The 17104-nt window shown below is 71.8% G+C and carries 15 protein-coding genes; 8 read left to right on the top strand and 7 right to left on the bottom strand.

What is annotated here, in order from left to right; all coding sequences use genetic code 11:
* Window positions 1–8: 8 nt before the first annotated feature.
* Window positions 9–2090 carry an MASE1 domain-containing protein gene (locus H8N03_RS12805; protein WP_187076581.1) on the bottom strand — a complete coding sequence of 694 codons (2082 nt, stop codon included), beginning with the start codon at window positions 2088–2090 and terminating at the stop codon, window positions 9–11.
* Between the two features lie 219 nt (window positions 2091–2309).
* On the opposite strand from H8N03_RS12805, the gene H8N03_RS12800 reads away from it, so the two are divergent.
* The 3 genes from H8N03_RS12800 to H8N03_RS12790 all read left to right on the top strand — a co-directional run bounded on the left by H8N03_RS12800 (window position 2310) and on the right by H8N03_RS12790 (window position 3911).
* Window positions 2310–2990, top strand: a complete 681-nt coding sequence (locus tag H8N03_RS12800) for a response regulator transcription factor (RefSeq protein WP_187076580.1) — start codon at window positions 2310–2312, stop codon at window positions 2988–2990.
* Between the two features lie 80 nt (window positions 2991–3070).
* Window positions 3071–3448, top strand: coding sequence for a response regulator transcription factor (locus H8N03_RS12795; RefSeq protein ID WP_187076579.1), 378 nt, complete (start codon window positions 3071–3073; stop codon window positions 3446–3448).
* 76 nt (window positions 3449–3524) lie between these two features.
* The gene (locus tag H8N03_RS12790; RefSeq protein WP_435531666.1) at window positions 3525–3911 is read left to right on the top strand and encodes a hypothetical protein; all 387 of its coding nucleotides are present in this window, start codon (window positions 3525–3527) and stop codon (window positions 3909–3911) included.
* A gap of 6 nt (window positions 3912–3917) precedes the next feature.
* On the opposite strand, the gene H8N03_RS12785 is transcribed toward H8N03_RS12790, so the two are convergent.
* Entirely contained in the window at window positions 3918–5501 is a 1584-nt protein-coding gene (locus H8N03_RS12785) for a phospholipase D family protein (protein WP_354005118.1), read from the bottom strand.
* 203 nt (window positions 5502–5704) lie between these two features.
* Window positions 5705–8413: a response regulator gene (locus H8N03_RS12780; RefSeq protein WP_187076578.1), complete on the bottom strand. Its 2709-nt coding sequence runs from the start codon at window positions 8411–8413 to the stop codon at window positions 5705–5707.
* Window positions 8414–8494: 81 nt separating this feature from the next.
* On the opposite strand from H8N03_RS12780, the gene H8N03_RS12775 reads away from it, so the two are divergent.
* Window positions 8495–9478, top strand: coding sequence for a Bug family tripartite tricarboxylate transporter substrate binding protein (locus tag H8N03_RS12775; protein ID WP_187076577.1), 984 nt, complete (start codon window positions 8495–8497; stop codon window positions 9476–9478).
* Window positions 9479–9575: 97 nt separating this feature from the next.
* Here the strand turns inward: H8N03_RS12775 and H8N03_RS12770 are convergent, their stop codons facing one another.
* Window positions 9576–10313 carry a siderophore-interacting protein gene (locus H8N03_RS12770; RefSeq protein WP_187076576.1) on the bottom strand — a complete coding sequence of 246 codons (738 nt, stop codon included), beginning with the start codon at window positions 10311–10313 and terminating at the stop codon, window positions 9576–9578.
* A 52-nt stretch (window positions 10314–10365) separates the two neighbouring features.
* On the opposite strand from H8N03_RS12770, the gene H8N03_RS12765 reads away from it, so the two are divergent.
* Together H8N03_RS12765 and H8N03_RS12760 are read left to right on the top strand one after the other, a co-directional pair.
* Window positions 10366–10821 (top strand): MarR family winged helix-turn-helix transcriptional regulator, encoded by a 456-nt coding sequence (locus H8N03_RS12765; protein ID WP_187076575.1) that lies wholly within the window; start codon window positions 10366–10368, stop codon window positions 10819–10821.
* Window positions 10818–11405, top strand: coding sequence for a flavin reductase family protein (locus H8N03_RS12760; RefSeq protein ID WP_187076574.1), 588 nt, complete (start codon window positions 10818–10820; stop codon window positions 11403–11405). Before H8N03_RS12765 ends, H8N03_RS12760 begins: the two co-directional genes overlap by 4 nt.
* Window positions 11406–11463: 58 nt before the next feature.
* On the opposite strand, the gene H8N03_RS12755 is transcribed toward H8N03_RS12760, so the two are convergent.
* The 3 genes from H8N03_RS12755 to H8N03_RS12745 form a co-directional block, all read right to left on the bottom strand.
* A complete protein-coding gene (locus H8N03_RS12755) occupies window positions 11464–11661 on the bottom strand; it encodes a hypothetical protein (protein ID WP_187076573.1) in 198 nt (65 codons plus the stop codon).
* Between the two features lie 79 nt (window positions 11662–11740).
* Window positions 11741–13546: an ABC transporter ATP-binding protein gene (locus H8N03_RS12750; protein WP_187076572.1), complete on the bottom strand. Its 1806-nt coding sequence runs from the start codon at window positions 13544–13546 to the stop codon at window positions 11741–11743.
* The gene (locus H8N03_RS12745; RefSeq protein WP_354005117.1) at window positions 13536–15278 is read right to left on the bottom strand and encodes an ATP-binding cassette domain-containing protein; all 1743 of its coding nucleotides are present in this window, start codon (window positions 15276–15278) and stop codon (window positions 13536–13538) included. Before H8N03_RS12745 ends, H8N03_RS12750 begins: the two co-directional genes overlap by 11 nt.
* Before the next feature lie 141 nt (window positions 15279–15419).
* On the opposite strand from H8N03_RS12745, the gene H8N03_RS12740 reads away from it, so the two are divergent.
* Together H8N03_RS12740 and ydiK are read left to right on the top strand one after the other, a co-directional pair.
* The gene (locus H8N03_RS12740; protein ID WP_187076571.1) at window positions 15420–15908 is read left to right on the top strand and encodes a hypothetical protein; all 489 of its coding nucleotides are present in this window, start codon (window positions 15420–15422) and stop codon (window positions 15906–15908) included.
* Window positions 15909–16023: 115 nt separating this feature from the next.
* The gene (ydiK, locus tag H8N03_RS12735) at window positions 16024–17097 is read left to right on the top strand and encodes an AI-2E family transporter YdiK (RefSeq protein WP_187076570.1); all 1074 of its coding nucleotides are present in this window, start codon (window positions 16024–16026) and stop codon (window positions 17095–17097) included.
* Window positions 17098–17104 lie beyond the last annotated feature (7 nt).

Genomic DNA, 17104 nt, shown 5'->3' with positions numbered 1-17104 from the left:
GCTGCGTTTCAGGGGGCCGCGATGGAGCGCCTGGAACCGTCTTCCGGACGCAAGGCGCTGGCGGCAGCAACCACAGCGGGCAGCACGAAACGGAAGGTGGCGCCTTCGCCGGGGCGGCTCTGGACCGAGAGCGTGCCACCGTGCGCGGCGGCGATGCGGCGGCAGATCGCCAGGCCCATGCCGAGGCCGCTTTCCTTGGTGGTGTAGAACGGCTCGAACACGCGTTCCATCTGGTTGGCGGAAATGCCCGGGCCGGTGTCGCTCACGGTGAGCTCCACCCCGCCTTCGGCGTTCTGCGCCGTCGTGAGGGTCACCACGCGGCGCTGCGTCTGGCCCTGCATAGCGTCGCAGGCGTTGCACACGAGGTTCAGCACGACCTGCTGCAGCTGCACGCGGTCGCCGCGCACCTGCGGCAGGTCGCTGCCGTAGGCGGTCTTCACGTCGACGCCGCGCAGCAGGAACTCGCCGCGGATGAAGTCCAGCACGTCGCGCACCAGCGGATTGAGGTCGACCTGCACGAACTCCTCCTCGCCCTTCTTCATCAGGAGGCGCAGGTGGTGGATCAGCAGGCCGGCGCGCTTGTCCGCGTCGGCGATCTCGTCGAGGATGGCGCGGATCTCCGCCACGTTGGGCGGGTCGCGCTGCAGGAAGCGCAGCGCCGCCTGCGCATTGGCGAGGATGGCGGTCAGCGGCTGGTTCAGTTCGTGCGCGATGGTGCTGGAGAAGTCCGACAGCGAGGCCACGCGCGTGAGGTGCGTGAGCTGCCGGCGCTGGTCGCGCGCGTCCTTCTCGGCCTGCCGCTGCTGCGTGATGTCGCGCAGGATGGTGATGCTGCAGGGCTCGCCGGCGACCTGCACGTGCGCCATCGCGACCAGCACCGCATGCTGGCGCCCGAAGCAGTCGCGCATGGCGACTTCGAGGTCGGCGCCCTGCTGCGGGGCGGCGGCCATGGCCTGCAGGCGGCGGCGGCTCGCGTCGTCCAGGTGGTCGCGGAAGGGCGCGACGGCGTCCGGCCGCGTGCCCAGCGGATAGCCGAGGAGCTCCAGCCAGCGGTCGTTGGCCTCGATGACGAGGCCGTCGGCCGCGCGGCTCAGCGCGATGGCGTCGGGACCCTGGCGGAACGCGGTGGCGAACAGTTCCTCGGACGCGCGCAGCCGGCGTTCGGCTTCGCGCCTTTCCTCGACGACCGCGGCGAGCAGCAGGAGCGGCACGGCCAGGCTGGCGAGGAACAGCTGGATCGGCAGGGCGTCGTACACCAGCGCCGCGGCGTGGAACGGCCCCCGCCCGTGCGCCGCGCCCCAGATCACGAGAAAGGCCACGATGGCGTAGGCCGCGCTGGTGAGGGCGGGGCCGAAGCGCAGCGCCGCCCAGATCAGGAAGGGCACGGGCAGGTACAGCAGCGACGGCGCGGTGGCGCCCGGCGCCAGGCGCGAGTCGAACACGGCGAGGCTCACGGCGAAGAGGCCGGCGACGAGCACCGCGATTTCGGCGATCTGCCCGCGCGAGCCCTGGCGCAGCGGCACCGGCTCCCCGGCGCTCCAGGCCAGGAAGACGGGCACGAAGATCAGGATGGCGAGCACGTTGGAGTAGAAGCGCATCTGCCACAGGGTGGCGAACTCGGCCTCGCCCCAGCCGATCGCCAGCACCAGGCCGGCATCCACGAAGGAGCTCAGGAAGGGGGCCAGCAGGGCGGCGCAGCAGAAGGCGACCACGGAGCGCAGCGTGCGCAGGCCCCGCGCCTCGGAGAAGCGGAGCACGATGGCGGCACCGATCGCGGCCTCCAGCACATTGCTCGCGAACCAGCCCAGCACCATGGCGAGGGGAACGCCACCCTGCAGTTCCGCCAGGAGGTGCGCGGGCAGCGCCCCGGCGATCGCCGCCCACCACCAGCGCCTGGGCGTGAGGATCAGTGCCGCGAGCAGCAGGGAATTGGGCGGCCACAGCACCGCCACCGGCATCGGCTCGAAGGTCAGGGCGAGCCCGATGCGGGCTCCCACGTAGTAGCCCACCCCCACCAGGACAGCGACGCGCAGCAGCGCCCAGGCCGGATCGGGCCATCCCGTCGGGCGCATCTCCAGTGCTTCGCGCATCGCTCCCCTTCTGCAAGGTGTCGGCACGGGGCTCCCCCGTACCGGGTTGGTCGTCCTGCGAACCTGCACCTGTTTGACGTACATCAGGCTCCGGACGGAGCCGGAAGTCAAACATTGGATAAAGACATCGCCACTTGACGACGCAGATTGTGCTTCTACACTAGATTCAAAATTCTTACAGCCGCGTTGGGGTAGCCAGAACTGGAGAAGGGGAACGACATGGACTACATCAGCACCCGACCGGCCTTGCCGAGCCAGGCCGACTTTCCGGCCGGCGCCGAACCCGCATTGGTACACATCGTCGACGACGATCCGGCCGTCCGCGCCGCCCTGGCCCGCCTGCTGCGCAGCCGCGGCTACGAGACGATGGACCATCCCAGCGCGCAGGATTTCCTGGACACGCACGATCCGGATTCGCACGGCTGCATCCTCCTGGACGTGAGCATGCCGGGCCTGGACGGCCCCGGCCTGCAGCGCCGGTTGCAGGAAGACGGCGAGCTCCTGCCGGTCATCTTCCTCACCGGCTCCGCGGACGTGCCGCTGTGCGCCGAAGCCATGCGCAACGGCGCGGTCGACTTCCTGACCAAGCCCGTGGACGAGGAGGAACTCGTTCGCGCGATCACTACAGCCTTGCAGCACGACGCGGTGCGGCGCATGGCGCGCCGGCACCAGGACGCGACGGAGTCGCGCCTGCACTCGCTGACGCCGCGCGAGCGCGAAGTGCTCGATCACGTCATGAACGGTCGCCTGAACAAGCAGATCGCGTCGGACCTGGGCACCGCCGAAAAGACCGTCAAGGTGCATCGCGCGCGCGCGATGGAGAAGATGCACGTGCGCTCCGTCGCGGAACTGGTGCGCATGGTGGAGCGGGCGCGGTTCTCGCTTCCCTGGCTCGGTTAGCGGCCTGCAACAAGCGTCTCACTTTACCTACGACCAAGGTCTCATTGGCCCGCACTCCACGGAGGCGTAGCTTTGGGGCGATGCACAGAGATGCCTGCCTGGTCGCCGTCGTCGACGACGAAGAGTCGGTTCGCCGCGCCCTCGGCCGGCTGATCCGCTCCGCGGGGTTCGGCGTCGAGACTTTCGCGTCCGGCGTCGAGTTCATGCAATCGCTGCAGCGCCACCAGCCCGATTGCGTCGTGCTGGACCTGCGCATGCCTATGGTGAGCGGCCTGGAAGTGCAGAGCGCGATGGTCCGCAGCGGCACGCGCGTGCCGGTGATCATCATCACCGGCGACGACTCCCCGCAGACCCGCGAGCGCACGCTGCGCCAGGGGGCGCGCGCCTACCTGCGCAAGCCGGTGGACGACGCGATGCTGATCGAGGCGATCCAGGGCGCCATCCAGGAGCGGACCTAGCGTCTTGGCCCTTTGGTCCCATGGCGCCGGCCGCGGGCGTCCGGTGAAATCTCCGCATCCATCCGAGGAGATCTCCGTGCAATACCGCCTCACCCTCGCCGCCGTGGTCCTGCTCGCGGCTTCCGTCGCCCAGGCGCAGGTCGTGTATCCCGCCAAGGGCCAGAGCGCCGGCCAGCAGCAGAAAGACCAGTCCGAATGCCAGTCCTGGGCCGCGGGCCAGGCGTCCACCGCGCCGCCGCCGCAGCAGGGACAGGTGGCACGCGGCGCGGCGCGTGGTGCGGTGGGCGGCGCGGTCATCGCCGGCGTGGCCGACGGCGACACGGGCAAGGGCGCGGGTGCCGGGGCCATCGTCGGCGGGGTGCGCGGCGCGCGGCAGAAGAACGCGCAGGCCGGCGCCGCCGCCAGCGACAATGCGCGCGCCTACGCGGCCTGCATGGAAGGCCGCGGCTACACCGTCAAGTAGCGCGGCTCACAGCAGCCACTCGATCGGCAGCAGCGACAGCAGGCCCATCCAGAGCGTGCGCAGGACGCCGGTTTCCGGCGTCCTCGTGTGGCGCAGCTCGCCCTGCGCCGTCCGGTCCATCCACACCACCTGCGAACCTTCCAGCCGCACCTCGTAGGCGTCGCGCGGGATCGTGTCGCGGAAGGCGTCCGCCAGCAGGCCTGCCAGCGCGGGGCTTTCCAGCACCAGCCCCATCTCGGTGTTGAGCGCGATGGAGCGCGGGTCGATGTTGAACGAACCCACGAAGACGCGGCTGCGGTCGGCGGCGAAGGTCTTGGCGTGCAGGCTGGCGGACGAACTGCCGCCCGTGCTCCCGCCGAAGCTGCCGCGGCGGACGTCGTCGTCGTCGGTGCCTGGCGGCGCGGCGGCGGGTTTCAGCTCGAAGATGCGCACGCCGCCCCGCAGCAGCTCCTGCCGGTAGCGTGCGTAGCCCGAATACACCGGGCCGACGTCGGTGGCGGCGAGGGAGTTGGTGAGCACCGAGACTTCCACGCCGCGCGCCGTGATGGCCAGCAGCTTGTCGGTGCCGCCACGGCCGGGGACGAAATAGGGTGACACGAGCTGCAGTTCGTGGCGCGCGTTGCCGAACGCCTCTTCCAGCGCCGGCAGCAGCGGGGAGCCGTGCCGGCCGCCGGCCTGCAGCACCTTGGCGGGATCGTCGCTCACCACGCGCGCGGCCACCCAGTCGAGCGGCAGCGTGCCGGCCATCATCTGCGCGAGCAGCGGGAGCTTGCGCACGGCCTCGAGGTAGCGCACCGCTTCGGCACGCTGGCGGTGCTCGGCCCAGCGGCGCCGCGTCGCCTCCAGCGTGCCCTGGGGCGGCGGCGCCAGCAGCGCCGCGGCGGGCCACGCGGAGGCGCTGTTCCAGTAGCGGTCGAACACCGAGGAGACCTCGGGCACGACGGGGCCGATCGCCATCACGTCCAGGTCCGTGAAGGCCACGGGCGTGTCCGCGCCCAGGTACTCGTCGCCGACGTTGCGCCCGCCGACCACCGCCGCCTGGTTGTCGACCACGAAGGCCTTGTTGTGCATGCGCCGGTTCACGCGACCGAAGTCTACCGCGAGGTCGCCGAGGCGCCAGGTGCGGTTGGCGAAGGGATTGAACAGGCGCACCTCGATGTGGGGGTGCGCGTCCAGTGCCGCGATCATGTCGTCGAGCCCGGAGGTGTTGGCGTCGTCCAGCAGCACGCGCACGCGCACGCCGCGCTCGGCAGCGTCCCACAGCGCCTCCGCCAGCAGGTTGCCGCTGGTGTCCGATCGCCAGATGTAGGTCTGCACGTCGATGCTGCGGTCCGCGCCGAGCGCGAGCAGGTAGCGCGCGACGAAGGCTTCGCGCGCGTCGAGCAGCGCGCGCACGCCGTTCAGGCCGGCGTGCGGCGCGGCCAGCCGCGTGGCCCCGCGGCCGATGCGCGTGTCGCCGGTGTCCGTGGGCGCCCGGCTCTCCACGCGGTCGGCCGGCGGCGTGGCAGGCAGCGTCGCGCAACCGGCCAGCGCCAGGAACAGCGAGGCGGCCAGGGCGCGCATCGCGCGGGTCAGGAAGGAAGCGAGCACGACAGTGACTGCACCATACGCGTGCCTGCGAGGGCTAGTAGGCCCAAAGTCCCATTTTTTTGCAGTGCCGCATCGACGATCCTGCAGCGAGTCCGGTTGCGAGGTGTCCCGCCGGGCCTGTCTGGAAGTGTCTCCCCTTCGGCAGGCCCAAGATGGCGTGGAGTGGCCCGCCGGCCGTTCGCGGCCGGCGGGTTTTTTTCGTGTCACGCGGTTTCGATGCGGACACGCGCGAGGTGCTCGCGCAGGCCGCGGATGCGCGCATCGAGCGCGTCGCGAGCCCCTTCCGCGGCGGTGCGCTCGATGGCGCGGGCCTGCTCCGATCCCCAGTGCAGGCCCATCGCCGACAGGCCGCCGGCCAGCCGGTGCGCGAGGAAGTGCAGGTCTTCGCGGTCGCCCGCGGCGAGCGCCTGGGCCATGCCTTCCACCGTGGCACGGTAGCCTTGCAGGAAGCCCGGAAAGGCCTCCGCCCATTCGGGATCCACGACCAGGATCTCCTCCGCGGCGGCCGGGGCCGTGGCGGACGGCGCTGCCGGCGCGGGGGCGGGGGACGGCGCCGCCGGCGGCAGCCCGTCCTGCAGTTCCAGGATCGCGGCCAGCAGGCGCTCGCGGCTGGCCGGCTTGGCGAGGAACCGGTCCGCTCCCGCGGCGAGCGCGCGCGCCGGCGTCTGCGGATCGTCGTTGCCCGACAGCATGACCACGCGGCAGCGCGGACGCCCGCGCGTGGCTTCCTGTTCGCGGATCCAGCGCACCGTGTCGAGGCCGTTGCGGTGGGGCATCTCCATGTCCAGCAGCACGTACTGCGGCCAGTGGCGCTCCATGGCTTCGGCGGCGGCCAGCCCGTGCGGCGCCGTCTCGACGCGGAAGGGCGGTTGCGGCAGCAGGCGGCGGGTGACGAGCCTCGTGAACTCGTCGTCGTCCACCACGAGCACGTCGCACGCGGGCAGGGCGCCCACCGCGCGCAGCACGGCGCGTTCGTCCTGCGGCTCGGTGCGCGGCTGCGGCAGCTCGCCGCGCTGCGCCGGGAGCGTGAGCGTCAGCGTGGTGCCGTCGCCCGCGCTGGTATGCATCTGCAGGTCGCCCTGCTGCGCGCGGGCCATCAGCCGCGCGGAGTAGGTCCCCAGCCCCGTGCCGCCGCTCTTGCGGCTGGTGACGTACTTTTCGAAGAAGCGCCCGCCGACTTCCGGCGGCACCTCGCCGGGGTTGTGCACCGACAGCACCACGGGATGCCCCGGCAGGAGCGCGAGCGTGACGCGTTCCAGCGGGCCGGCCGCCTCGATCGCGTTCTTCACCAGGTTGGCGACGATGGAGTAGCACAGGGGCTCCTCCGCGCGCACCACCACGGGCGCGCGGTCCGAGCCCTGCAGGTGCAGCGCGACCTGGTTTGCCTCGGCGTAGGAACGCAGGTCCACCAGCACGCGGTTGACCACCTCGCGCAGGTCCACCGCTTGCGGACGGAAATCGTAGGTGCCCGTCTCCATGCGGAACAGGCCCAGCGACAGGTTCACCATCTCCAGCATGCGCCGCCCGGCGTGCTGCAGGACGTCGGCGAGTTCGCGCTGCTCCGCGTTCAGGCGCGGGTCGTCGCGCAGCAGCCGGCTTGCGCCCAGGATGCTGTTCAAGGGCGTCTTCAGGTCGTGGCGCGACATGCGCTCGACGTCCTCGCGCAGGCGGGCGTTCTCCTCCAGCGTGCGGCTGCGCTCCTCGGCGTTCAGGGCGTGGCTGAGGCGGCGCGCGATCACCACGGCCGGCGACAGCATGAACAGCGCGAAGCCGATGGGCGCGAACTTCTTGTCCGGGCGCGGCGCGTCGATCAGCAGCAGGTCGATCGCGAAGGTGACGAGCACCGCCAGCAGGCCGGCGAGCAGCACGCCGGCATCGATGGGCGTGCGGCGCTGCGCGCGCAGCATGGCCGCCGCCACGTACACGGCGACGAGGACGGCGATGGCCTGTCCGGGCACGGCCACGTAGGAATAGACACCCGGCGGCAGGAGGAGCACGGCGACCGCGGCGACCGCCAGGGCGCCGAGCACGGCCTGCACCATGCGGCGGTGGATCTCCTGCGGGAAGAGGCCACGCAGCGTCAGGAAGAACAAGGCCATCGCGGCAACCCACGACAGGTACTCGACCCACATGTAGTGCGCCCAGTCGATCTGCGCCGGCAGCCCGCGCAGGAACAGGCGCTCGCCGATCATGTCGGTGTACACCGCCATCGCCAGGCAGAAGAGCCCGAACACCAGCGGCACGCGCTCGCGGTGCCGCACGGCGAAGAAGATCAGCGACACGAGGCCCACCAGCAGGTAGCCGGTGAGCAGCACCGCCGCGTAGATCACCTGCGACTCGCGCTGCCTGGCGAGCGCTTCCGGCGTGCCCACGGCCATCGGCCGCACGAAACCGCCGGCGCGGTGGGCGAAGTTGGCCACGTGCACCGTGATGCGCAAGGGGCACGCGAACTCGCGCGTGAGGGGCATGCGGTTGTGGATCGCGGCCCAGGTGTCGGCGGCGGACTGGCCTGGCGTGCCGTGCTGGGCGACGAGCGTGCCGTTGACGTAGGTGCGCGAGGCGGTCCGCTGGCCGAGTGCCTCCAGGGCCAGCGACTCGCCGCGCGGACAGTCGACCTGCAGCACGTAGCTGCCCCAGCCGTTCTCGCCCGGCGGCTTGCCGTCCGCCGCGAGTTCGTTCCAGTTGCGGGGCACGGGCGCGAACGCCTGCGTGGGCAGCTGCTGCCAGCCCGGGTCCACGTAGCGGTGCCAGGCGAAGCCCCAGTCGCCGCGCAAGGGGACGGGGTGCTGCGGGACCTCGGGCAGCACCAGGCGCCCGGCGCTCGCGCTGGGCGAGGGCTGGCCCAGCGCCGCGGTGGCGGCGAGCGCCAGCCACCAGGCGACGAAGAGGACGAGCAACCGGCTGCCGCGCATATGCGCGACAGTGTAGGGCCTGCGGCGTTCGCATATAACAGCGGTCCGCTTCGCAAGAACAACATCCGAAAGGCACTTCGCATGATCGACAGGAGACAGGCGCTCGCCGGCCTCGTCGCCGGACCGCTGGCGCTCTCCGGCGCCCTCGCCCAGGGCGGCTACCCGTCCCGGCCGGTGCGCATCGTGGTCCCCTTCACACCCGGCGGCTCCAGCGACGTGCTCGCGCGCGCGATCGGCACGGACCTCGGGCGCTCGCTGGGGCAGCCGGTCGTGATCGAGAACGTGCCGGGCGCCGGCGGCTCGCTGGGCGCCGAGAAGGTGGCGCGTTCGCCCGCCGACGGCTACACGCTGCTGATGGGGCACATCGGCACGCTGGCGGTGAACCCAGCGCTGTATCCGAAGCTCGGGTACGACCCGGTGAAGAGCTTCGCGCCGGTGGCGTGGGTGGCGCGCGTGCCGAACATCCTCGTCGTGAACGCCTCCGTGCCGGCAAAGGACCTGAAGGAGTTCGTCGCACTCGCCAGGTCGCAGCCCGGCAAGCTGGCCTACGGCTCCGGCGGCAACGGCAGCGCCGCGCACACCACGATGGAGTACCTCAAGCTGCAGGCCGGCATCTCGCTGCTGCACATCCCGTACCGCGGCACGGCGCCTTCGGTGACGGACCTGCTCGCCGGCCAGGTGCAGGCACTCTTCACGGGCGTGCCCGCGCTGCTGCCGCACATCCGGGCGGGGAAGATGCGCGCGCTCGCCGTCTCCAGCCCGAAGCGGCTGGCCGTGCTGCCCGACGTGCCCACCGTCGCCGAGAGCGGCCTGCCCGGCACGAAGGGCTTCGAGGCGGACCAGTGGTACGGCATCGTCGCGCCGGCCGGGACGCCGGCGGACGTCGTCGCGCGCCTGAACCAGGACATCAACAAGGCGCTGGGCTCCGAAGAGGTACGCACGCGCCTCGCCGCGGAAGGCGCCGAGCCCACGCCCGCCACGCCGCAGGCCTTCGGCGAGCTGATCGCCCGCGAGATCCCGCGCTGGGACAAGGTGGTGAAGTCGGCGCGCATCCACCTGGACTGACCCTGCATGTCATCCCGGGCTTGACCCGGGATCCATGAGGCGCCTCGTGCGGACGCCTCATGGATTGCGGGTCAAGCCCGCAATGACAAGGGGCTTCTCAGTCTTCCAGGTTCTCGTGGTGCGCCGAGGCGCCCCGCTTCCAGTACGCCGCGATCCGCATCTGTTCCTTCGCGAGCCCGTGCTGCTCGCGCAGGATCCCGCGCAGTGCCGCCATCACCGCGGCCTCGCCGCCGGCCCACGCGAAGCCTTCGCCTTGCGGCAGCTCCAGGCCGGACACGGCGTCGAGCAAGGCCTCCGGCGTGTCCACCCAGTACACGTCCACCTTCGCCTGCGTCACGAAAGGAACGCGGTCGCCGGGCTCGACCTGCGCGAGCACGATCGCGCGGGCGCCTGCCGGCAATTCTTCCAGCCGGCGCCGGATGGCGGGCAAGGCCGTCGCGTCGCCCGCCAGCAGGTGCCAGTCGTAGTCCAGCGGCACGATGAAGGAGCCGCGCGGGCCGCCCACCAGCACGCGGTCGCCCACGCGGGCCTGGCGCGCCCAGTCGGAAGTGCGGCCGTGGGCATGCACGGCGAATTCGATGGTCAGTTCGCGTGCGGCCGCATCGTAGCGGCGGGGCGTGTAGTCGCGGCGCACCGGGTCGTCGGTGCCTTCGCCCAGCATGAACTTGACGTGGTCGTCGAAGGAGGCGGAGACGAAGCCGTCCAGCTCCTCGCCGCCGAAGGTGATGCTCACGAAGCCGGGGCCGAGCCGCTCGGTGCGGACGACCTCCAGCGCGCGGCGCCGCAGTTCGTGGCGGACGCGCTCGACGCGGCGGGTGGGGGCGGGGGATTCCATGGCGGTCGTTGTTCGTTGATAATGTCATCCATCATGCGCAGATCGGTTGAATATGTCAACTAAAGCCCGCGAGCCTGGCACGGACGACGTGCTGGAGCAGGTGCACGGGCTCATGCACCTCGTGCGGGCGCGGCAGTTCCGCGCCCTGCGCGAATCCGGCCAGGAGCTCACCCACATGGAGAGCCGCGTGCTCGGCTTCTTCGGCCGCAACCCCGGCGGGACGCTCAGCGAGCTCGTCGCGCACTCCGGCCGGGACAAGGGCCAGCTGGCCCGGCTGGTCGCCGGCCTGCGCGAGCGCGGCCTGCTGGAAGCGCGCGTGGACGAGGCCGACCGCCGCAACCAGCGGCTGCACCTCACCGGCGCGGGCAGCGAGGCGCACCAGGCGCTGCGGCGGCAGGCGCGCAAGCTGTCGACCGTCGCGGTCAAGGGACTGAGCGATGCGGAGAAGGCGCAGTTGCAGTCGCTGCTGGCGCGCCTGCGCGCCAACCTGGACGAGGAACAGCCATGAGTCACTTTGCCGAAGTCGCGCTGCACCATGCCAGCCGCCTCATCAACCATGGACCGACCGTGCTGGTCACGACCGCGCACGGCGGCCGCCGCAACATCATGGCGGCGGCCTGGTCCATGCCGGTCGAGTTCACGCCGCCGCGCATCGCGGTGGTGATCGACAAGAAGACGTACACGCGCGAGCTGGCCGCCGCCAGCGGCGCCTTCGGCATCTGCATCCCGGGCGCGGGGCTCGTGGACCTCACGTACGCGGTGGGCAGCACGAGCGGCCGCGACGAGGACAAGTTCGCGCGGCACGGGCTGCAGGCGCGGACGGGGCCGGTGCTGGGGGTTCCGCTGCTCGAGCAAGGATGCGCCGCGTGGCTCGAGTGCAGGCTGATCCCGGAGCGGCACGCCGAGGACGCCTACGACACCTGCTTCGCGGAAGTGGTGGCGGCCGCGGCGGACGCGCGCATCTTCGCGAACGGGCACTGGCGGTACGACGCGGGGAATGCGGAACTGCAAACGATCCACCATCTCGGTGGGGGGAATTTCGTCTGCGGAGGGAAGGTCGTGCAAGCGCGAAGCATGTCATTGCGGGCTTGACCCGCAATCCATGAGGCGCCCATGGATCCCGGGGTCAAGCCCGGGATGACAAGGTCTCTTACTTGCTCTTTCGTGCCTGCCGCCCGCTGTTGCTGCTGCGGCTGTTCATCGCGCTGCGCGTGTTGCTCTTCGTCGCCAGGTCGCCGGTGCTGGCCATCGGGGACGGAGAGCCTTCGGCGGGCTGGCTGCGCAGCCTGCCGCCCTGGGTGCGGTCCGTGCCGGCGCGTTGCTTCTGCTGGGTGTCGTGCTTTGCCATGCGTTGCTCCCTTCCACCATTGGGTGCCGGAGCGCGCGTGCCGTTTGTAGTCGCCGCTTGGGCGCCCGCGTAGGAAGGCCTACTCTTCCTCTTCGAGCTGCTGGAGCTGCACGAGCCTCTGGTAGAGGCCATCCGGGATCTCCATCAGCTGCGCATGCGTCCCCAGCTCCGCGATGCGGCCGTGGTTCAGCACCACGATGCGGTCCGCATCGCGCACGGTGGAGAGCCGGTGCGCGATGGCGACGACCGTGACGCGTCCACGCAGCGCGGCCAACGCGCGCTGCACCACCTGCTCGGTTTCCGAATCGACGTGCGCCGTCGCCTCGTCCAGCAGCAGGATGCGCGGCTCGCCCGCGAGCGCGCGCGCGATGGCGAGCAGCTGCTTCTGCCCCGTCGACAGCCGCGCGCCGCCTTCGCCGAGGAAGGTGTCGTAGCCCTGCGCCAGGGCGCGGATGAAGCCGTCCGCGTGCGCGGCACGCGCGGCCGCCTCGACCTGCGCATCGCTCAGCGGCCGCCCCACGGCGATGTTCTCGCGCGCGGTGGCCGCGAGCAGGAAAGGCTCCTGCGGCACCAGCCCCACGCTGGCGCGGAAGCTCTCCTCCGGGATCCCTTCCAGCGGAACGCCGTCGATGCGCACGCTGCCGGCAGGCGCTGCGTAGAAGCGCAGCAACAGCGACAGCAGCGTGCTCTTGCCGCTGCCGGTATGGCCCACGATGCCGTGGAAGCTGCCGGCGGGCAGCTCCAGCGTGATGTCGTGCAGCACCGGGCGGCCCGGCTGGTAGGCGAAGGTCAGCCGCTCGATCGCGATCGCGCCGGCACCCACGCGGCCGCGGTCGCCGGCCACCGGCGTCTCTGCTTCCGCCAGCAGCGCATGCACGCGCGAGGCGCTCACCAGCGCCTGCTGCAGCTGCGAGAACTGCATCGTGATCTGCACCAGGGGCTCGATCACGCGCGAGATGTAGCTGATGAAGGCGTACAGGATGCCGACCTCCACCGTGCTCAGCGCCTGCCCGCCGGCACGGAAGCCGAACACCGCCAGCACGATGGCCAGCAGCAGCACGTTGAGGAAGTCCAGCACGGGGCGCAGCAGCCACGCGTTGGCGCGCAGCTCGCGCCGGCGCGAGCGATAGTGGCCTTCGTTCAGCGTGGCGAACCGGTCGCGGAAACGCTGCGTCGCGTTCGCCGCCTGCAGCACCGGCATGCCCGCGATCGACTCCGCCACCTGCGCGTTCAGCTCGCTGCGCAGCTCGCGCGTGCGCGTGACCGCGGGCGCGGACAGGCGCTGGTACAGGTAGACGATGAGCGCCACCGCCGGCACGAGCGCCGCGACGATCAGCATCAGCCGCCAGTCCAGCCACAGCATGGCCAGCATCGCGCCGGTGAGGATGATCAGGCTGTCCAGGATGACGAACAGCACCTGCACGTAGAGGCCTTTCACCGCCTCGGTGTCGTTCGTGACGCGGCTCACCAGCTGGCCGATGATCGCGTGGTCGAAGAAGGCCATGGGCAGGCGCAGCACGTGCCCGTAGACGGTTTCGCGGATGCGCTGCACCGAGCGCATCGCCACGCCCGCGAGCCGCACGAGCTGGCGGTAGCGCAACCAGCTCGCCACGATGCCGGCCACCAGTGCGCCCACCAGCAGCGCCGCCATGCGGGGCAGGTCCGCGTCCCGCGGCAGCAGGTACTGGTCGATCAGCACCTTGCCCGCGAGCGGGCCCAGCGCTTCCAGGCCGGCTGCGAGCAGCAGCCACAGCGTTCCGATGGCCAGGTGACGGCGCTCGGGGGAGGCGGCGCGCAGCAGCAGGGCGGCGGCGTCGCCGACGATGCGGCGGCGCTGCACCGGCGGCGCCGGCAAGGTGCGGGGCTGGACGGCTTCAGGCGGCATCGAGGCTCGCTTGCAGTTGCTGGTACTGCCACTGGCGCGCATACCAGCCGTGCGCGGCGGCGAGCTGGGCATGCGTGCCCTCCTCGGCGACGTGGCCTTCGCGCAGCACGAGGATGTGGTCGGCGTCGAGGACGGCGCTGAGCCGGTGGCTCGCGATCACCACGGTGCGGCCGATGCGCGCCTCGCGCAGGTGGCCGAGGATGCGCGTTTCCGTTTCCGTGTCGACCGCGGACAGTGCGTCGTCGAGCAGCAGCAGCGGCGCATCCGCGAGCAGGGCGCGCGCGATGGCGACCCGCTGCCGCTGCCCGCCGGACAGCGTGACGCCGCGCTCGCCCACCGGCGTGTCGTAGCCGCGGGGCAGGCGCAGGATGTCGTCGTGCACGGCGGCGAGGCGCGCGGCCTCCTCGATCTCGGCACGCGTGGCCTGCGGCCGCGCGAGCGCGATGTTCTCCGCCACCGAGGCGGAGAAGAGGAAGGCTTCCTGCGGGACCCAGGCCACGGCGGCCCGCAGCGCGGCCAGCGTGTAGTCCTGCAGGTCCACGCCGTTCCAGAGCAGCCGCCCTTGCTGGGGCAGGTAGTGGCGCAGCAGCATCCGCAACAGCGTCGACTTGCCCGAGCCGGTGGGGCCGACGAGCCCCAGCGTGCGTCCCGGCGGCAGGGTGAGCGACACGCCGGCGAGCGCCGGACGGGCGGACTCCGCATACGAGAAGGTCAGGTCTTCCGCCACGAGCGGCCCGGGTTGCACCGTGGCCACCGTGCCGTGGTCCTCGATCGCGGGCGGCGCGTCCAGCACCGGCTGCAGCCGCGCCCACGCGGCCCTGCCGCGCTCGATCAGCGACAGCACCCAGCCCGCCGCGAACATCGGCCACACGAGCTGCCCCAGGTAGAGGCTGAAGCTCGTGAGCTGCCCCACGGTGAGCTCCCCCTGCCACACGAGCCAGCTGCCGGCACCGAGCACCAGCGCCGTCGCCGCCGCGAAGGTGCAGCCCACCGCAGGTTCGTACGCGGCTTCCCAGCGCTGCGCATCCAGGCTGGCCTGGGCCGCGCCGCCCGCGAGCTGGCCGAACTGCGCCTCGCTGCGGGCCTGCAGGCCGATGGCGCGCACGGTGCGCACGCCCGCGAGCGTCTCCTGCACTTGGTCGTTCAGCGCCGCGAAACGGTCCAGCGACAGGCGCGAGGCTTCGTGCACGTGGCGCGAGATGCGCCAGAAGCCCAGCGCCATCAGCGGGAAGGGCAGCACCGCGCAGGCGGCCAGCCGCCAGTCGACGCCGAGCGACATCATGCCCAGCACGAGCAGCAGCGTGAGCGTGCCGTCGAATCCGGCCAGCAGGGCTTCGCCCGCGGCCATCTCCACCGCGTCGACGTCGTTGGTGGCCAGCGCCATGAGGTTGCCGGTGCGGCGGTCCTGGTAGAAGGCGGCGCCCTGCAGGGTGAGGCGCGCGTAGAGGCGTTCGCGCAGTTCGACGCCGAGGCGGTAGGCAGCGGCGTAGAGCTTCAGGCGCCAGCCCACGCGCAGGAAGTAGATGGCGGTGCCGGCGGCGAGCAGCGCGCCGAGCTCCATCCAGAGCTGCGAGTCGGTCCAGCGCCGTGCCACCAGGCCGTCGACCACGTGCCCGACCTGGCGCGGGATCCACACGAGCATCAGCGCGATCAGCACCAGCATCACCGCCGACGAGGCATAGGCCGCCCGGTGGCGGAGCACGAAGGCGGCGATCAGGCGGTGGAGGGACACGGGGCGCGATTGTGGCAAAGGCGCGCGCCGCGCCGGCTTGCCCGCACGGCTTACGGGCGCGCCCTAGGGTGATTAGTGTGCCGTCCCCTGTGCTCCCGCAGCGGGTGCGGGGACAATCGGACACAAAGAAGGAGTCGGTGGGTGTTCAAGAACCTGTTTGGCGCGCGGCCGCCCGGCGAGCCTGCGCGCGCGTCCTCGCTGGTGGATTCGCGCATGGACTCGCGCCTGGTGGACGCCCGGCGCGAGCTCCTGAGCGTGGCGGTGCGCGAGACGCTGCGCAAGCACGGCTTTCCGCAGCACTGGGTGCAGCCGGAAACCCTGTCGGTGGTGACGCGGCAGCGCGAACGCGGGCTGCAGCTGCGGCTGGTGGTGCGCGAGTGGCAGCCGCCTTTCCTCGACTACTGCGTGGCGCTGCAGCGGGCCATCCGCCACCGGGTGCTGCGGCTGGACCCGCTGTCGGCCAGCTGGTTCACCGGCGTGACCTGGAAGTTCGACCCGGTGGACGAGAGCCTCTGCCCGGCGCTGCCTGCCGTCGCCAGCGACTGGGCGCCGCTGCCCGGCGCGATCCGCACGCGCAACGACTTCTCGCCCACGCAGCCGATGGCGCGCGAGGAAGGCCTGCGGGCCTGAGGCGGAGCGGCCGGGCGTCGGTTTGCCGCAACTTCCGCGCAGCCGGACGGCCCTGCGCGCCGGCTAGGACCAAGGTCCCGTCGCGCGGGCTGGCTCGGCAGGAAACAATGCGGGGATGACCGAACCGCGCAACGACCTTGCCCGCATCGTGCTCACCGTGCTGTTCATCGGTGGGCTGATCGGTGCGTCCTTCTGGATCCTGCGGCCCTTCCTGGGCGCGACGATCTGGGCCGTGATGATCGTGGTGGCCACCTGGCCGATGCTGCTCGCCCTGCAGCGCCGCGCCGGCGGCCGGCGCTGGGTCGCGGCGACGATCATGTCGCTGCTCCTGCTGCTGGTGCTGGTGGTCCCCTTGACGGCCGCCGTCAGCACGCTGGTGTCCAACGCCGACGCCATCGCGGCCTGGGTGCGCAACCTGCAGGACTACCACCTGCCGCCGCCGCCGGCGTGGGTGCGCGGCCTGCCCCTGGTCGGCGAACGCGCGGCCAGCACCTGGCAGGACCTGGCCACGGGCGGCTTCCAGGCCATGGTGGCGCTGGTGACGCCCTATGCCGGCGCGCTCACGCGCTGGCTCGTCGCGCAGGCGGGCGGCGTCGGTGCGCTGTTCCTCCAGTTCACGCTGACGGTGATCGCGGCCGCCGTGCTCTACGCGAGCGGCGAGTCGGCCGCCGCCTGGGCGCTGCGCTTCGGCCGCCGCCTCGGCGGCGAAGCGGGCGAGAACGCGATCATCCTGTCCGGGCAGGCGATCCGCGGCGTGGCGATGGGCGTGGTGGTCACGGCGCTGGTGCAGACGCTCGTCGGCAGCCTCGGCCTGCTCATTGCCGGCGTTCCGTTCGCGGCGCTGCTGGCGCTGGTGATGTTCCTCGCCGCGGTGGCGCAGATCGGCGCCGCGCTGGTGATGGCAGGGCCCGTGATCTGGCTGTACTGGTCCGGCTCGCCGGGCTGGGGGACCTTCCTGCTCGTGGTCACGCTCGTGGTGGCCACGCTGGACAACGTGCTGCGTCCGATCCTGATCCGCATGGGCGCCGACCTGCCGCTGCTGCTGATCTTCGTCGGCGTGATCGGCGGGCTGGTCTCCTTCGGGCTGATCGGCATCTTCGTGGGCCCCGTGGTCCTGGCCGTCAGCCACACGCTGATCAACGCCTGGATGGACAAGGGCCGCAGCGAGACGCGCGAGCTCAAGCCGTGAGCGCCGC

Origin of the sequence: Ramlibacter cellulosilyticus, from assembly GCF_014297465.1 — a bacterium.
GTDB classification, from domain to species: domain Bacteria; phylum Pseudomonadota; class Gammaproteobacteria; order Burkholderiales; family Burkholderiaceae_C; genus Ramlibacter; species Ramlibacter cellulosilyticus.
The sequence above is the reverse complement of the archived record's forward strand: the minus strand, read 5'-3'. Positions and strand labels throughout refer to the sequence as shown.

Excerpts from the sequence above, each read along its gene's own strand:
- H8N03_RS12770 (WP_187076576.1), bottom strand. The coding sequence starts at position 10,313 with ATGGAATCCCCCGCCCCCACCCGCCGCGTCGAGCGCGTCCGCCACGAA.
- H8N03_RS12795 (WP_187076579.1), top strand. The coding sequence starts at position 3,071 with ATGCACAGAGATGCCTGCCTGGTCGCCGTCGTCGACGACGAAGAGTCG.
- H8N03_RS12805 (WP_187076581.1), bottom strand. The coding sequence starts at position 2,090 with ATGCGCGAAGCACTGGAGATGCGCCCGACGGGATGGCCCGATCCGGCC.
- H8N03_RS12780 (WP_187076578.1), bottom strand. The coding sequence starts at position 8,413 with ATGCGCGGCAGCCGGTTGCTCGTCCTCTTCGTCGCCTGGTGGCTGGCG.
- H8N03_RS12765 (WP_187076575.1), top strand. The coding sequence starts at position 10,366 with ATGTCAACTAAAGCCCGCGAGCCTGGCACGGACGACGTGCTGGAGCAG.
- ydiK (WP_187076570.1), top strand. The coding sequence starts at position 16,024 with ATGACCGAACCGCGCAACGACCTTGCCCGCATCGTGCTCACCGTGCTG.
- H8N03_RS12800 (WP_187076580.1), top strand. The coding sequence starts at position 2,310 with ATGGACTACATCAGCACCCGACCGGCCTTGCCGAGCCAGGCCGACTTT.
- H8N03_RS12750 (WP_187076572.1), bottom strand. The coding sequence starts at position 13,546 with ATGCCGCCTGAAGCCGTCCAGCCCCGCACCTTGCCGGCGCCGCCGGTG.
- H8N03_RS12775 (WP_187076577.1), top strand. The coding sequence starts at position 8,495 with ATGATCGACAGGAGACAGGCGCTCGCCGGCCTCGTCGCCGGACCGCTG.
- H8N03_RS12755 (WP_187076573.1), bottom strand. The coding sequence starts at position 11,661 with ATGGCAAAGCACGACACCCAGCAGAAGCAACGCGCCGGCACGGACCGC.
- H8N03_RS12760 (WP_187076574.1), top strand. The coding sequence starts at position 10,818 with ATGAGTCACTTTGCCGAAGTCGCGCTGCACCATGCCAGCCGCCTCATC.